Source organism: Cypionkella psychrotolerans (assembly GCF_001294535.1).
GTDB classification, from domain to species: Bacteria; Pseudomonadota; Alphaproteobacteria; order Rhodobacterales; family Rhodobacteraceae; genus Cypionkella; species Cypionkella psychrotolerans.
The window spans coordinates 165,415-179,594 of record NZ_LGIC01000090.1; the positions used below are offsets into that span (position 1 = coordinate 165,415).

General features: G+C 60.9%; 17 protein-coding genes. 12 read left to right on the plus strand and 5 right to left on the minus strand.

The window, feature by feature from the left end; genetic code table 11:
- Positions 1-10: 10 nt before the first annotated feature.
- From AKV04_RS27425 to AKV04_RS27435, 3 genes are read left to right on the plus strand one after another with little or no spacing between them, the layout of a single operon-like run.
- Positions 11-529 (plus strand): hypothetical protein, encoded by a 519-nt coding sequence (locus AKV04_RS27425; RefSeq protein ID WP_235815755.1) that lies wholly within the window; start codon positions 11-13, stop codon positions 527-529.
- 1 nt (position 530) lies between these two features.
- Positions 531-767, plus strand: a complete 237-nt coding sequence (locus AKV04_RS27430; protein WP_235815756.1) for a hypothetical protein — start codon at positions 531-533, stop codon at positions 765-767.
- 30 nt (positions 768-797) lie between these two features.
- Positions 798-1,364: an alpha-L-arabinofuranosidase C-terminal domain-containing protein gene (locus AKV04_RS27435; RefSeq protein ID WP_235815757.1), complete on the plus strand. Its 567-nt coding sequence runs from the start codon at positions 798-800 to the stop codon at positions 1,362-1,364.
- A 143-nt stretch (positions 1,365-1,507) separates the two neighbouring features.
- On the opposite strand, the gene hemC is transcribed toward AKV04_RS27435, so the two are convergent.
- On the minus strand, positions 1,508-2,443 hold the full coding sequence (hemC, locus tag AKV04_RS24220) for a hydroxymethylbilane synthase (protein ID WP_054008965.1): 936 nt from the start codon (positions 2,441-2,443) through the stop codon (positions 1,508-1,510).
- Positions 2,444-2,550: 107 nt separating this feature from the next.
- Here hemC and hemE point away from each other — a divergent pair, with 107 nt between their 5' ends.
- The 5 genes from hemE to AKV04_RS24240 all read left to right on the plus strand — a co-directional run bounded on the left by hemE (position 2,551) and on the right by AKV04_RS24240 (position 7,100).
- Complete coding sequence (gene hemE, locus AKV04_RS24225; RefSeq protein ID WP_054008966.1) at positions 2,551-3,579, plus strand: uroporphyrinogen decarboxylase; 1,029 nt, start codon at positions 2,551-2,553, stop codon at positions 3,577-3,579.
- Positions 3,580-3,671: 92 nt separating this feature from the next.
- A complete protein-coding gene (locus tag AKV04_RS26750; RefSeq protein WP_202905685.1) occupies positions 3,672-3,986 on the plus strand; it encodes a hypothetical protein in 315 nt (104 codons plus the stop codon).
- The gene (locus tag AKV04_RS24230) at positions 3,947-4,864 is read left to right on the plus strand and encodes a glycoside hydrolase family 5 protein (RefSeq protein WP_202905686.1); all 918 of its coding nucleotides are present in this window, start codon (positions 3,947-3,949) and stop codon (positions 4,862-4,864) included. Before AKV04_RS26750 ends, AKV04_RS24230 begins: the two co-directional genes overlap by 40 nt.
- A gap of 117 nt (positions 4,865-4,981) precedes the next feature.
- A complete protein-coding gene (locus AKV04_RS24235; RefSeq protein WP_235815758.1) occupies positions 4,982-6,193 on the plus strand; it encodes an aminotransferase-like domain-containing protein in 1,212 nt (403 codons plus the stop codon).
- Positions 6,194-6,206: 13 nt separating this feature from the next.
- Positions 6,207-7,100, plus strand: a complete 894-nt coding sequence (locus AKV04_RS24240) for a DMT family transporter (protein ID WP_054008968.1) — start codon at positions 6,207-6,209, stop codon at positions 7,098-7,100.
- Here the strand turns inward: AKV04_RS24240 and hemF are convergent.
- Positions 7,097-7,951 carry an oxygen-dependent coproporphyrinogen oxidase gene (gene hemF, locus AKV04_RS24245; RefSeq protein ID WP_054008969.1) on the minus strand — a complete coding sequence of 285 codons (855 nt, stop codon included), beginning with the start codon at positions 7,949-7,951 and terminating at the stop codon, positions 7,097-7,099. The two genes, AKV04_RS24240 and hemF, sit on opposite strands and share 4 nt — an antisense overlap.
- 102 nt (positions 7,952-8,053) lie before the next feature.
- Between hemF and AKV04_RS24250 the strand changes: the two genes are divergently transcribed.
- Entirely contained in the window at positions 8,054-8,443 is a 390-nt protein-coding gene (locus tag AKV04_RS24250; RefSeq protein WP_054008970.1) for a hypothetical protein, read from the plus strand.
- 103 nt (positions 8,444-8,546) lie between these two features.
- On the opposite strand, the gene AKV04_RS24255 is transcribed toward AKV04_RS24250, so the two are convergent.
- Both AKV04_RS24255 and clpS read right to left on the minus strand, forming a co-directional pair.
- On the minus strand, positions 8,547-9,515 hold the full coding sequence (locus AKV04_RS24255) for a class I SAM-dependent methyltransferase (protein ID WP_054008971.1): 969 nt from the start codon (positions 9,513-9,515) through the stop codon (positions 8,547-8,549).
- A 27-nt stretch (positions 9,516-9,542) separates the two neighbouring features.
- Positions 9,543-9,863, minus strand: coding sequence for an ATP-dependent Clp protease adapter ClpS (gene clpS, locus AKV04_RS24260; RefSeq protein WP_054009042.1), 321 nt, complete (start codon positions 9,861-9,863; stop codon positions 9,543-9,545).
- Between the two features lie 147 nt (positions 9,864-10,010).
- On the opposite strand from clpS, the gene AKV04_RS24265 reads away from it, so the two are divergent.
- The 3 genes from AKV04_RS24265 to AKV04_RS24275 all read left to right on the plus strand — a co-directional run bounded on the left by AKV04_RS24265 (position 10,011) and on the right by AKV04_RS24275 (position 13,123).
- The gene (locus AKV04_RS24265) at positions 10,011-10,718 is read left to right on the plus strand and encodes an HAD family hydrolase (RefSeq protein ID WP_235815759.1); all 708 of its coding nucleotides are present in this window, start codon (positions 10,011-10,013) and stop codon (positions 10,716-10,718) included.
- A 152-nt stretch (positions 10,719-10,870) separates the two neighbouring features.
- A complete protein-coding gene (locus tag AKV04_RS24270; protein WP_235815760.1) occupies positions 10,871-12,442 on the plus strand; it encodes a serine hydrolase in 1,572 nt (523 codons plus the stop codon).
- Positions 12,443-13,123, plus strand: coding sequence for a fumarylacetoacetate hydrolase family protein (locus tag AKV04_RS24275; protein WP_054008973.1), 681 nt, complete (start codon positions 12,443-12,445; stop codon positions 13,121-13,123).
- Positions 13,124-13,229: 106 nt separating this feature from the next.
- On the opposite strand, the gene AKV04_RS24280 is transcribed toward AKV04_RS24275, so the two are convergent.
- Positions 13,230-14,177 carry an L-threonylcarbamoyladenylate synthase gene (locus tag AKV04_RS24280; protein WP_054008974.1) on the minus strand — a complete coding sequence of 316 codons (948 nt, stop codon included), beginning with the start codon at positions 14,175-14,177 and terminating at the stop codon, positions 13,230-13,232.
- Positions 14,178-14,180 lie beyond the last annotated feature (3 nt).

Here is a 14,180-nt window from a genome sequence, read left to right on the forward strand (position 1 = left end):
GGCGGAGCCGATGCGCGATCTGAACATTCCCTTCGTGCGCAATCCCGGCGGCAATTTCGTTTCGGCCTATAACTACTGGGAAGATGGCATCGGCCCGAAGGATCTGCGCCCGGTGCGGCTGAATCTGGCTTGGCACACCTCGGACGCCAATCAGGTGGGCGTGCACGAAGTTCAGGATTGGTACGACACCGTCGGCACCCAGATGATGCTGGCGATCAACCTCGGCTCACGGGACCTCGATGATGCGCGTAACTTTGTCGAATATGTCAACGGTCCGACCGGCAGCCATTGGGGCGATCTGCGCGCCAAGAATGGCCGGGAGGAACCGTTCAACTACCGTCTATGGTGCCTTGGCAATGAGATGGACGGCCCTTGGCAGATCGGCCACGAGACTGCCGATGAATATGGCCGTCTGGCCAATGAGGTCGCCAAAACCCTGCGTGCTTTCGACAAAGGGCTGGAGTTGATCGTTTGTGGGTCCTCCAACGCCGACATGAAGACTTATCCCGAATGGGAACGCATCGTGTGAGATGCACACCTACGAGTGGGTGGGTTACATCAGCCTGCATATGTATTTCGCCAATCGCGCCAAGAATACCGGCAACTATCTGGCGTCGAACGAAAAAATCGACCGCTACATCAGCACGATTGAATCGACGATCAAGATGGTGAAGGCCAACAAGCGCTCCAAGTATGATGTCTATATCAGCTTTGACGAATGGAACGTCTGGTATCATTCCAACGAGCAGGACAAGGCGATTTTGTAGGGTAATGCGGGTTGGCCGCACGCGCCGCGCTTGCTGGAGGACATCTATAATTTTGAGGATGTGCTGCAAGTCGGCTGCATCCTGAACACCTTCATCCGCAAAGCCAACGTGGTGAAGATCGCCTGCATTGCACAACTGGTGAACCTGATTGCGCCGATCATGACCGATCCGATGGGCAAGGCGTGGCGGCAAACCATCTACTATCCCTATTATTTCGCCTCAATCTTCGGGCGCGGCACGGCGCTGAACTTGGCGGTCAGCAGCCCAGGCTATGATGCTGAAGCCGCCAAGAACGTGCCCTATCTCGACGTCTCGGGTGTGCATGATACTGAGACAGGCGTGCTGACCTTCTTCGTCGTCAACCGCCATCCGACCGAGGCGCTGGACATGGCGGTTTCACTGCACGGTTTCGCGGGTGCGGCGCAGGTGGTCGACCATCAGGTGATGACCCATGCTGACATGGGCGCGGTCAACACCTCTGCCAATCCGATGGCGGTTGTGCCGCAAAAGGCCAGCGGTGCCAGAATTGACGGAGACACCCTGAGCGCCACACCGCCGCCGCTGTCCTATCAGATGCTGCGGGTCAAATTGCGCTGAAACTGCAAAAATCCTGCCCTTATGGCGGTCTCTTTGTCTGAATCTTATCTGAAAATGTCATCCTTCGCGCGAAAACATCCCACGAGGTTTGCCATTGGTTCAAGAGACCAATGGCATGGGGGTGTGAAACCCCATGCGCCGCCTCAGCCAAAGAACCCCTTGCCCGCCTGCGCCAGCAGGTCAGCCGCCAAACCTGTGCCCAAAGCCGCCGCATCGGCCTGTGGCCCACGCACCTCGCCCTTGATCACCCGACTGCCATCCGGGCGTAAAATCTCGCCGCGCAGCCAAAGCTGATCGCCGTCCAGCACCGCAAGTCCGGCAATCGGCGTCTCACAAGAACCATCCAGCCGCGCCAGAAACGCCCGTTCGGCGGCCAGTTGCACCCCTGTCGGGGCATGGTGGATCGCGGCCAGCATCGCCTCGGCGCGCGCATCATCGACCCGACGCTCCACCCCAATCGCGCCTTGCGCCACGGCCGGCAGCATATCCGCCACCTCAATCGGTCGCGCCACCTGCGCCATGCCCAACCGCACCAGCCCGGCCATCGCCAAAAACGTCGCCTGCGCCACGCCGTCCTCCAGCTTGCGCATCCGCGTCTGCACATTGCCGCGAAACTCGACCAGTTGCAGATCGGGCCGCCGATGCGCCAGTTGTGCCCGCCTGCGCAAGGATGACGAGCCGACCACCGCCCCTTGGGCCAAATCCGCCACGCCCTGCGCCACATGCGATACAAAGCCATCCCGCACATCCGCGCGCGGCAGATAGCAATCCAGCAGCAAGCCTTCCGGCTGCAACACCGGCATGTCCTTCATCGAATGCACGGCAATGTCGATTTCACCCACATCCAGTGCTTCCTCGATCTCGCGGGTGAACAGCCCCTTGCCGCCGATCTCTTTCAGCGCGCGGTCCTGCACCAAGTCGCCGGTGACCTTGATCACCACCACCTCAAACGCCTCGATGGGCAGATCAAACGCCGCCATCAGCGATCGGCGCACCTCATGCGCCTGCCACAGGGCCAGTGGAGAGCCACGGGTACCGATTTTGAAAGTGCGTGCGGGGGTGGGCATTGCATATGTCATGCGCCAGACTTACCCGCGACACTTGCGCCTTTCAACCGATTGCCGCATGGGCGCGCTTGACACGCCGTCGCAGGTAAGGGACGCAAGCGCGCAACTGGAGGCAACCCATGTCAAAACTGATCCTGCGCGCCCTGAGCGGCGAAACCCTGTCCACCCCGCCAATCTGGATGATGCGGCAAGCGGGCCGCTATCTGCCGGAATACCGCGCGACGCGGGCGCAGGCCGGGGATTTCCTGTCTTTGTGCTATAATTCGGACTTGGCCGCCGAAGTGACGCTGCAACCGATCCGCCGCTATGGCTTTGATGCCGCGATCCTGTTTGCCGACATTCTGCTGTTGCCGCAGGCCTTGGGGGCCGATCTGTGGTTCGAGACTGGCGAGGGCCCGCGCCTGTCAACCATCACCACGATGGCCGAGGTGCAGGCGCTGCGCTCAAAAGACAGCATCCACGAAACCCTTGCACCGATCTACGAAACCGTCCGTATTCTCGCGCATGAATTGCCGCAGCAGACCACCCTGATCGGCTTTGCAGGCGCGCCTTGGACGGTTGCGACCTATATGATCGCAGGTCGTGGCACCAAGGATCAAGGCCCAGCCCATGCCCTGAAAGCCACCGACCGCGCCGCCTTCGCCGCCCTGATCGACGTGATCACCGAAGCCACCATCGACTATCTCTCGATGCAGGTTCAGGCCGGTGCCGAAGTGGTCAAGTTGTTCGACAGCTGGGCCGGATCGCTGAAAGGCCAAGATTTCACCGATTTCGCCGTCAAACCCACCGCCCGCATCATCTCGGCGTTGAAGGCCAAGCACCCCGGTCTGCCGATCATCGCCTTCCCGCGCGAAGCGAGCGCGGGCTATATCGGTTTCGCCAAAGCCACCGGAGCCGACTGTGTCGCCATCGACAATTCGGTCAGCCCGGAATGGGCGGCGGAGAACGTGCAATCGACGGGCTGCGTGCAGGGCAACCTCTCACCCACCCATATGGTGACCGGCGGGCAAGACTTGATCGACGCCACCCGGCGCGTCAAAGCCGCCTTCCAAGGCGGCCCGCATATCTTCAACCTCGGCCACGGCATCACGCCGGATGCCGATCCAGAGAATGTCGCGCTGATGGTGGAAACCGTGCGGCAGCGGTGAAAATTCGCCGCGTTTCCACCCGGCCCGCTTCTTGAGGGGCGCTTGTCGGCACGTTGGGCTAAACATCGCGACTTGAATCTTGGAGTCCCATATTGCCCCTTCTGCCCGTCCTGCGCCTCGCCGCGCTCTGCGCATTTATGCCCGCCGCCGCTTTTAGTGCCGATCTGATCAGCTTCTGGGACAGCCCGCAGAAAGGTGCCAATGGCTTCAACGCCAAGCCGCAGGATGATGCCTATTTTAAAGCCTTGGCCGATACCGGGGCAACATGGGTACGGCTGACCTTCAGCAAATGGCAGGGCACAGGCCGCGACTTCCTGATCGGCGATGCTGACCATTACTCTGGTCTCGTGCCCGAAGATCTGGCGGTTTGCGGGCCACTCTGGACGCCGCTCAAGCTGCCGGGCTGAAAGTGGTGATCGTGCCGCTCAGCCTGCCCGATGCGCGTTGGGTCCAGCAGAACGGTGGCAAATTTGATGATCGGCTGTGGTCTGATCCGGCCTTCGCCGATCAAGCGGTGCAGTTCTGGGGCGATCTGGCCGCCGCGCTAAAGGATCATCCTGCCATCGCGGGCTATAACCTGCTGAATGAACCCGCGCCGGAAAAGACCACGGGCCTTGCTGAAAACGGCGCGATGCCGGATTTGCTGGCGTGGCAAGCCGCCCAAGCCGGAACCCCGCGTGACCTGCCCAAGCTTTACACCCGCATGATCACCGCGGTCCGCGCCGTTGATCCGGTGCCCCCGGTGATGGTGGACGGCGGCTCTTACGCCAATCCGCGCGCGCTGGCGGCATGGCCGGAAAAACTCGACGATGATCGCGTGCTCTACGCGTTCCACATGTATGAACCCTACGCCGCCACCAGCGCGCCCAACATGAAGCGCGATGTGCCGCTGCGCTATCCGGGTGTGACAACCGATTATGCCGGGGGCGAACAGGTCTGGAATCGGGCTGCCGTCGTCGCCCATATCGACCACGCCTTCGATTGGGCCGCAGCGCAAGGCCTGCCCCCCACCCGCATCGTCGCCGCCGAACTCGGCTGTATGCGGCTGTGGCCGGATTGCGCGACCTATCTGACCGACGTGATAGATGCTGTCGAGGCGCGCGGCGGCCACTGGGCGTTCTATTCCTTCCGCGAGGATGAATGGGAGGGCATGGACTATGAATTGCCCAACTCCGTGACTCCTGGCCGCTTCTATTACCTGTCGGAAGAAGGCAAAGCCGACAAGCTGCCAAGGGACGGCGCGCTGATTGGGATATTGCGGCAGCGGATGGGCGGTTCAGAGTAGCAGTCAAATACCCGCCCCGCTGCCATGCGGCCCAACCGATCACATTTTAGGTCATAGATATTGACTTACCCTCCGCCCAGCGCAAATGTCGCCACCAAACCGTTTGGGAGGACTGTCGTGGAGTGGAATAGTGTTCTGGCGACGCGCAATGCGCGGATGAAAGCCTCGGAAATTCGTGAGCTTTTGAAGCTGCTGGATCAGCCCGACATCATTTCCTTCGCGGGCGGTATTCCCGACCCTGCCTTGTTCCCCACCGAAGCTTTTCGCGATGCCTTCTCGGCGGCTTTGACCGGCCCCAAGGCGGGGGCTGCCCTGCAATATTCGGTATCAGAGGGCTATAAGCCGCTGCGCGATTGGATCGTGGCCGAGATGGGCAAGATCGGTGTGCCCTGCACGGCGGATAACATTCTGATCACCTCAGGCTCACAGCAAGCGCTTGATTATCTGGCGAAACTGATGATCTCACCGAATGACACCGTGCTGGTCGGCTGGCCGACCTATCTGGGTGCTCTGGGCGCGTTCAACGCCTACGAGCCGACCTACGACCGCCTTGACCCCAACTCCAACCGCCCCGCCGCCGATTTCACGGCAAAGGCCGAAGCCGCGGGGGGCCGGGTGAAATTCGCTTATCTTTCGGTCGATTTTGCCAATCCCACAGGTGAAACCATCGCCCGCTCTGCCCGTGAGGCGGTGATTGATCTTGCTGATGAAATGAACATCGCCGTGGTTGAGGACGCCGCCTATCAAACGCTGCGCTATGACGGCGAGGCGATTCCGCCGATTCTGGCGCTGGAAATCGCCCGCAAGGGTAGCATTGAAAACTGCCGCACGTTGTACTGTGGCAGCTTTTCCAAATCGCTCGCCCCCGGCCTGCGGGTGGGCTGGGTTTGCGGCGCATCCGAGGTGATCAGTCGCCTTGTACTGATGAAACAAGCCGCCGATCTACATTCAGCCACAACTAACCAGATCGTCACCCACCATGTCGCCAGCACCCAATTCGACCCCCATGTCGCCAAGCTGCGGCAAACCTACAAAGCCCGCCGCGATCACCTGCTCAAGGCGCTGACCCGTGAGATGCCCGACGGCGTCAGCTGGACCAAACCCGAGGGCGGCATGTTCATCTGGCTGACCTTACCGGAACGGATGGACGGCGCAGATCTGCTCGCGCAATCGTTGCAAACTGAGCGGGTGGCTTTCGTCCCCGGTCGCGCCTTCTTCGCCGATGGCAGCAATGGCAACACCCTGCGCCTGTCGTTTTCCTGCGCCGATGAGGCCGCGATTGACGAGGGCATGAAGCGTTTGGGCCGCCTGATCGCCAGCCAGCCATGAACGGTTTCGGGGCATGAGCAGCCTTTGGGTGCTGGCAGCGCTGCTTGGCTCCATCGGCCAAGTTGCGCGCAACGCCATGCAGTCGAGCCTCACCCGGCAGATCGGCACTGTTGGGGCGACGCAAGTGCGCTTCCTGTTCGGCCTGCCGTTTGCGGTGCTGTTTCTTGCGCTGGTCACGCTTGCGACAGGCGAAGCCATTCCGATCCCTAACCTGCCCAGCCTCGGCTTCACCGTCGCGGGCGCTTTGGCGCAGATCGCCGCCACTGGCCTGATGCTGGTGGTGATGAAGTCGCAAAGCTTCGCCGTCACCACCGCTTGGCTGAAAACCGAGCCTGTCATCGTGGCGCTTGCCGCAGCGCTGATCCTGCGCGATCCGATCAGCCTGCCGGTTCTGGCCGCCATCGTGATCGCCAGCGCCGGGGTAATGCTGATGTCGATCAAACCCGGCACCCGTGTCTGGCAGTTGGGTCGGCCCGCCCTTACCGGTCTTCTGGCGGGCGGGTTGTTTGGCGCATCAGCCATCGGCTTTCGGGGTGGCATCACCCATCTCGACCAAGGCGGCTTTCTGATCCGCGCCACCTCGACCCTCGCGCTGAGCCTGCTGATCCAAACCGCCACCCTGCTGATCTGGATGGCACTGTTCAACCGCGCCGCGTTGCGGGCCTCTTTCGCGGTCTGGAGGTCATCGCTGTTTGCAGGCTTCCTTGGCGCTTTCGCCTCGCAGTTCTGGTTCATTGGCTTCGCGCTGACCTCCGCCGCCAATGTCCGCACCTTGGCGCTGGTCGAGGTGATCTTCGCCACCGCCGTCTCGCGCTATGCGTTCAATCAGCCCGTCACCCGCCGCCAGATCATCGGCATGACGGTGATTGTGCTGGGCGTCGGCCTGTTGCTGCGGCTGCAAGCCTAGGTCCACTTGGCAATCGGCGGCAGGCTCATCAGCACCGCATTGGCATCATGGCCGGATTCCAGACCGAATTTCGTGCCGCGATCATAGACCAGATTATACTCGGCATAGAGCCCGCGATGGATCAGTTGCGCCTCACGGTCAGCGTCCGACCAAGGGGTGGAAAGGCGGCGTTCGGTGAGCGGGACAAAGGCAGGCAGGAAGGCACGGCCCACATCCTGCGTCAAAGCAAAATCCTCTGCCCAATCGCCGGTGTTCAGATCATCGTAGAAAATCCCGCCGACACCGCGCGCGCGGCCCCGGTGCGGGATGAAGAAATACTCATCCGCCCAAGCCTTGAATTTCGCATAGTAATCAGGGTGATGCACATCACAAGCCGCCCGCATTGCGCTATGGAAATGCGCGGTATCCTCGGGGTATTCCAGACAGGGGTTCAAATCCGCGCCGCCGCCAAACCACCAAGCATGCGGCGTCCAGAACATCCGCGTGTTCATATGCACCGCCGGACAATGCGGGTTGACCATATGCGCCACCAGAGAAATCCCGCTGGCCCAAAACCGGGGGTCTTTGTCCATGCCCGGCACCCCACGCGCCGCCATCGCCTTTTGCGCCCGCTCACCCAAAGCGCCATGCACTTCCGAGACGTTGACCCCCACCTTCTCAAACACCGCACCGCCGCGCAGCACCGACATGAGGCCGCCGCCGCCATCCGCGCGGGTGGTCGGTGTCACTTCAAAGCGCGCAGCCTTGCCGTAGCTCGCCTCAAGCCCTTCAAAAGTCAAAATAATCTGATTGCGCAAGGTGCGAAACCAAGCCGAGGCTTGCGCCTTTTCTATGCTGAAATCCTCGGCCATGCCTCGCCCTTTTCGCTTATAATCCGGGGCCAGCGCCCGTGTTATGGCATATCAAGCGCGTGGCCCTATAGTAAAGCCAGCATCCCATTTTGTGAGTCGCCCATGAAACGCATCGTCCTGCCTGCCCTGCTGATCCTCGCCGCCTGTGGCACTCCACAAGAAAACTGCATCAGCGGGGCCACCCGCGACATGCGTGTGGTGGATCGCCTGATTGCCGAGACCGAAGGCAATATTCAGCGCGGCTATGCCTATGAAACCGTTACCCTTTCGCGCACGGTTTGGCGGCAATGCGGATATCGCGGCAAACCCGGGAAACCGGATATGGGTCCGCAAATGTGCCTTGATGATGTAGATTACACCGAGCAACGCCCCAAAGCCATCGACCTGAACGCCGAATCCGCCAAACTCGCCAGCCTAAAAGCCAAACGCGCGGTGCAAGCCAAGGCCGCTAGCCCGTCGATCAAGGCATGTAAGGCGCAATACCCGGAGTAAATTGCTACAATTTGACTAAAATTGTCATCCTCTGTGCTCAAATATCCCACGGGGTCTGGGGTGTGAAACCCCAGCGCGTAGCCCAAGAGCCTAACCAAGAAACTTACCGCGTGCGGATCGGATACGACGCCCGCGTTACCCGAAACGCCTTGTCGCCGCCGATTTCCTCGACCTGCTTGAACAAGGTGACCAGCAACTTGTCGTAAGGCAGATGCCGATTGGCAACCATCCACAGGCTGCCTGAGGGGCTTAGGCCGCGCCGCGCGGCTTTGATAAACGCCATGCCCAGCCCCGCATCCGCCTCGCGCGCGGTGTGGAAGGGCGGGTTCATCACCACGCTGTCCCACAGCCGCACAGGCTTGAAGGTGGTCGCATCGGCCCAGTGAAACTTTGCGCGGGGGTCGGGGATGTTGACCCGAGCGCAGACCAAGGCCTCGGCCTCTGCCTCGACCAGATCGAGTTCCTTGACACCTTCCCGCGCCAAGATCGCCCGTGACAGATAGCCCCAGCCCGCCCCCAGATCGGCGACACGCGCCCCGAGTTTGGCAGGCAGCGCGGCTGCCAACAGGGCTGAGCCGCGATCCGGCCCATCAGACGAGAACACCGCGGGCAGGGTTTGGAAGCCGCCTTCAACCTGCATGGGGTTCGCCGCCCATTCAGCCAATGCCGGGCCGGGTTTCACCACCGCCAGCTTACCATGAGCTTTCGACAACGCCTCGCCGACCTCAAGGCCCAAGGCCTTGCAATCTTTCAGCAACGTTTCAACCCCGTCGGTCTTTTGGCCATCGACGACGATAATATCCGCACCCAAAGCCTCGGCCATCAAAGCCCGTGCTTCGGCTTTCGCGCGTGGCACGCAGACGATGGCAATGCTGCCCGAACCCTCGGTCCGGTAGCCTTGCGCTGCAAAATAATCGTGGTCGGGTTTAAAGCCGGTTTTCACCACCACGCGGTCCTGCGGCAAAGCCGACAGATCATCCCCCGCGCGAGGCCGCAACACCACAATATCGCCCACAGCAGGCAACACCAAAGCGCCGCTTTGCAGCGCCAATTCCAACCGGGCCGAGCGCATGAAAGCCGCCTGTTCTTTGCTAAAAGTTTATTCTTTTTCCATCGTGCATTGCAACGGATGCTGGTGCCGGCGGGCGAAATCCATCACCTGCGCCACTTTGGTCTCCGCGATCTCATAGGAAAACACGCCGACCACCGCCAGACCCTTTTTGTGAACCGCCAGCATGATCTCAAAACTTTGCGCGTGGTTCAGGCCGAAAAACCGTTCCAGAATATGCACAACAAATTCCATCGGCGTGTAATCATCGTTCAAAAGCATAACCTTATACAGCGGAGGTCGCTGCGTCTTGGTCTTGGTTTTGGTCAGAATCGAGGTATCATTGCCGGGGCCATGCGGCGCGTCGGACATCGTGGGTTCAGTCAGGCCTGCAATGGGGTTCACGCGGATAGGCTCCGTTTGGCAGATTCGGAATTTCGGTTGCACTATCGTAATATAGCGCATTTCTGCCTTGCGAAAAGACCCTCAGCTTGGATGATGGCGCGACAGGGGGACAATATGCTGACAACGATAGGTTTTGATGCCGATGACACGCTGTGGCAGAACGAAAGTTTCTTCCGCCTGACGCAAGATCGCTTCACGCAACTGCTGGCGGATTACTGCGACGCGGATCATTTGCACATGCAGCTTTTGGCAGCCGAGCGGCGCAATCTCGGGCATTATGGCTTTGGCGTCAAAGGCTTCACTCTGTCGATGATTGAAACTGCGATTGAAGTCACCGAAGGCCGGGTGCCATCCTTGGTGATTGCCGAGATCATGGCGGCGGGACGCGAGATGTTGGCGCATCCGATCGAACTTTTGCCCCATGCGCGGGCGGCGGTTAAAACCTTGGCGGCCAGCCACCGAGTCGTTTTGATCACCAAGGGCGATCTGCTGGATCAAGAGCGCAAGCTGGCGCAATCGGGCTTGGGCGATCTGTTTCACGGCGTCGAAATCGTCTCGGACAAGACCGCCAAATCCTATTCGGCGATTTTCGCCCGTCATGGCACCGGGGCGGATCAGGCAATGATGATCGGCAACTCGTTGAAATCAGACGTGCTTCCGGCATTGGCTGCGGGAGCCTACGGCGTGCATATCCCACATGGGCTGACCTGGGCGCTGGAACACGCCGATGCGCCGCAGGGGATGGACAGATTCTTCAGCCTGCCAAGCCTTGCCGAACTGCCCGATCTTGTGGCCAGCCTGCCAAATCACCACCATCCCTAGGGTGCAAGCGGCAATTTCGGCACATAAACCACAGTTTATATTCCCCAGAACCCCTTTTAGAATAAGGGGTTTTCCTGAATCACCTGCTGTGCTAGCTTTTTAGCAAGCAGAACAAAGCCCCCGTTTAATGAGGGGTAAATGAGGCAGACCAAATGGGCAAATCGGCACTATGCCAGCTTGGGCAGTATCTCCGTCGTTTTATGGTTTTGGCAACGCTCAGCGTTGTCGCGGCCTGCTCCGGCCCGCAAGAGTCCAAAGCCGCGCCCTATGCCGCTTATGTGATGGACGCGCGCACGGGTGAGACGCTGTATTCCGAAAATGCCGACACCCGACTGCATCCGGCCTCGCTGACCAAAATGATGACGCTCTACATCACGTTTTCCGAGATTGAGGCGGGCAATGTCTCGCTGGATACCATGATCACCGTGTCCAAAAACGCCGCCGCACAGCCGCCCTCGCGTTTGGGACTGAAGGCCGGGCAGAAGATCCAACTGCGCTACCTGATCCGCGCCGCAGCCGTGAAATCGGCCAATGACGCGGCTGCCGCGATTGGCGATTATTTTGAGGGCACGCCGGAAAAATGGGGTGCGCGGATGACCCGCACCGCGAAACAGCTGGGGATGAAGAACTCCACCTTCAAGAATGCCAATGGCTTGACGGCGAAGGGGCATCTGTCCACCGCGCATGACATGTCGATCATGGGGCGGCATCTGTTCTACGATTATCCACAATATTACAACATCTTCTCGCGCCGCAGCACCGATGCGGGCATGGCAACGGTGGCCAACACCAACCGCAAATTCCTTGATCAATACAAGGGCGCGGATGGCATCAAGACGGGTTACACCGGGCCCGCGGGCTTCAACCTGACCGCCTCGGCGGAACGGGATGGCGTGCGGATCATTGCCACCGTGTTCGGCGGCACCTCGACCCCAATGCGCAACGCCAAGATGACAGAATTGCTTGATCTGGGCTTCCGCAAGGCCCAAAAAGGCAGCGGTTCGCAACAGCCGATTGCGCCGACCTACAGCGCCGATCAGGAATTGGTGGCGCAGGCGGATACGGGTGCCGAGTCTGGAACCGAAATGGAAGAAGAAGGCGGCGGTGGTCCGGCCAAGACGATCAGGCTGGTGATGGCAGTGTCCAGCTCACCCCGCCCCAATGCGCGTCCGGTGCATGACCCTGTTGCTGTCGCCGCTGTCGAACAAGCAGGCAACGCGATGGCCGATGACATCGCGGGTGCCTTGGCCGAAGCCACCGCAGAACCTGCACCAGACTCGCTTGAAGCCCAAGCTGTCGAACTCGCCGCTGTTGAGGCCCCGGCAGAGCTGTCGATCAAAGCCACAGCAGCCAATCCACAATCGGTGCAACTGGTTTCGGCCCCGGCCAAACCGAAGCACAAAGCCCCGATTTATGATGAGGCCCTTGTGGTGGCCCAAGCCGAAGAACCTGCCGCAGAGGAGGTGGTGACCAATGTCTCCACCTCGGGCGGCAAGGGTTACGGCATCAATATTGGCCGTTTCAACAGCTATGGCGAGGCGGATCGCATTTTGATGAAAACCCTGCTGTCGGAAAACGCCACGCTAGGCGATGCCTTGCGCAAAGTGGTGCAGAAAAGCGGTGGCTTTGACGCCAACTTCCTCGGCCTCAGTCAGAAAGAGGCCGATCTGGCCTGTCGCCGTCTGCAAGCGCGTGGCGTGACCTGCTTCACGATGGGGTCCTAATTGGATTTCGTGCTGCCGCCCGCCGCCGTGCCTTCGGTGGCGGTGGCAGGCAGTTCCGCACGCTTTGCGGTGCGGCGGATCTTCTGCGTCGGTCGCAACTATGCCGAACATGCCCGCGAGATGGGCCATGACCCCAGTGCCGAGCCGCCGTTTTTCTTCACCAAACCCGGTGATGCGGTGGTTGATTCGGGTGCCGCACTCCCCTACCCCACCGCCACCGCCGATCTGCATCATGAAGCGGAGCTGGTGGTCGCCTTAGGCGCAACTGGCAGCTTTGTGACCGAGGATCAGGCTTTGGCACTGATCTGGGGTTACGCTGCGGGCAACGATCTGACTCGCCGCGATCTGCAAGCCGAAGCGAAAGCTGCGCGCAGGCCATGGGATATGGCGAAGGGGTTTGACAACTCGGCGGTGGTCGGGGCTTTGCGGCCCGCGGATCAAGGCGCGCCTGCGGGCCGTATCCGTTGTCTGGTCGATGGCCGTATCACCCAAGACGCCGATCTGGCCGAGATGATCTGGCCCGTGGCGGGTATCATCGCGCATCTGTCGCGGCTGGTGGCCCTACAACCCGGCGATCTGATCTTCACCGGCACCCCTGCCGGAGTGGGCCCCATCGTGCCCGGACAGACCTGCGATGTGCAGATTGACGGACTGGAGCCTGCAAGCGTCACCCTGCTATAACCCGCTAAAACTTATCTAAAATTGTCATCCTCTGTGCCTAAATATTCCACGGGGGTTCGGGGGTGTGAAACCCCCGGCGCGGCTGATGCAAGCAGACAACGCTCTATCACCCACGCGGGGCCGCAGCCCTGCGCAAACGATCATTGATCGCGCGACCAAGGCCATGTTCGGGAATCGGCGCAATCGCGATGGTTTGACCGGGTAGCGCCAGCCGATCTGCCTCGCGCAGCAGATGAAACAGGTTCGCCGCAGCCTCGATCAGATCACCGCTGACCGACAAGTTCAGATCCGCCTGCCCCGCGCCAAACCCCAACCGCACCTCGCCCGGCAAAGCGCTTTCCGCATTCAACCGCACCGCAGCCCCCGGCGCGTAATGCGAGGCCAACTGACCCGGTGCATTGGGTTTTTGCGCATTGCCGCCCGTGGCAAGCGGCCCCAGCATCGCTTCCAAAGCCTCGGTCGCGATACCACCAGGACGCAAAAGCGCGGGTTCTCCGACCAGCCCGAGGATGGTGGATTCCACCCCAACCGCACAAACGCCGCCATCCAGCACCGCGTCAATCCGGCCCGACAGCCCTTCCAAAACATGCGAGGCCCGTGTGGGCGAAACCCGGCCCGACGGGTTCGCCGAGGGTGCGGCCAAAGGTCCGCCAAACGCGCGCAGCAAGACTTGCGCCACCGGATGCGCGGGCACCCGGATGGCGACGCTATCAAGCTCTGCCGTCACCAGCGGCGACAGGCCTGCGTCAGCCCGCAGCGGCAAAACCAGCGTCAGTGGGCCGGGCCAGAACGCGGCGGCCACGGCTTCGGCGCGGGCATCAAAGATTGCAAACGCCGAAGCTGCCGCCAGATCGGGCACATGCACGATCAAAGGGTTGAACCTTGGCCGTCCCTTGGCATCGAAAATCCGGGCCACCGCCAGATCCGAGCGCGCATCGCCGCCCAGCCCGTAAACTGTCTCGGTCGGGAAGGAGACAAGCCCCTGCGCGCTCAGGATCTGAGCAGCACGGGTCAGGCCCTCGGGCGTGGCGGTAAGGGTTTCTGTTTCGTTCATCTT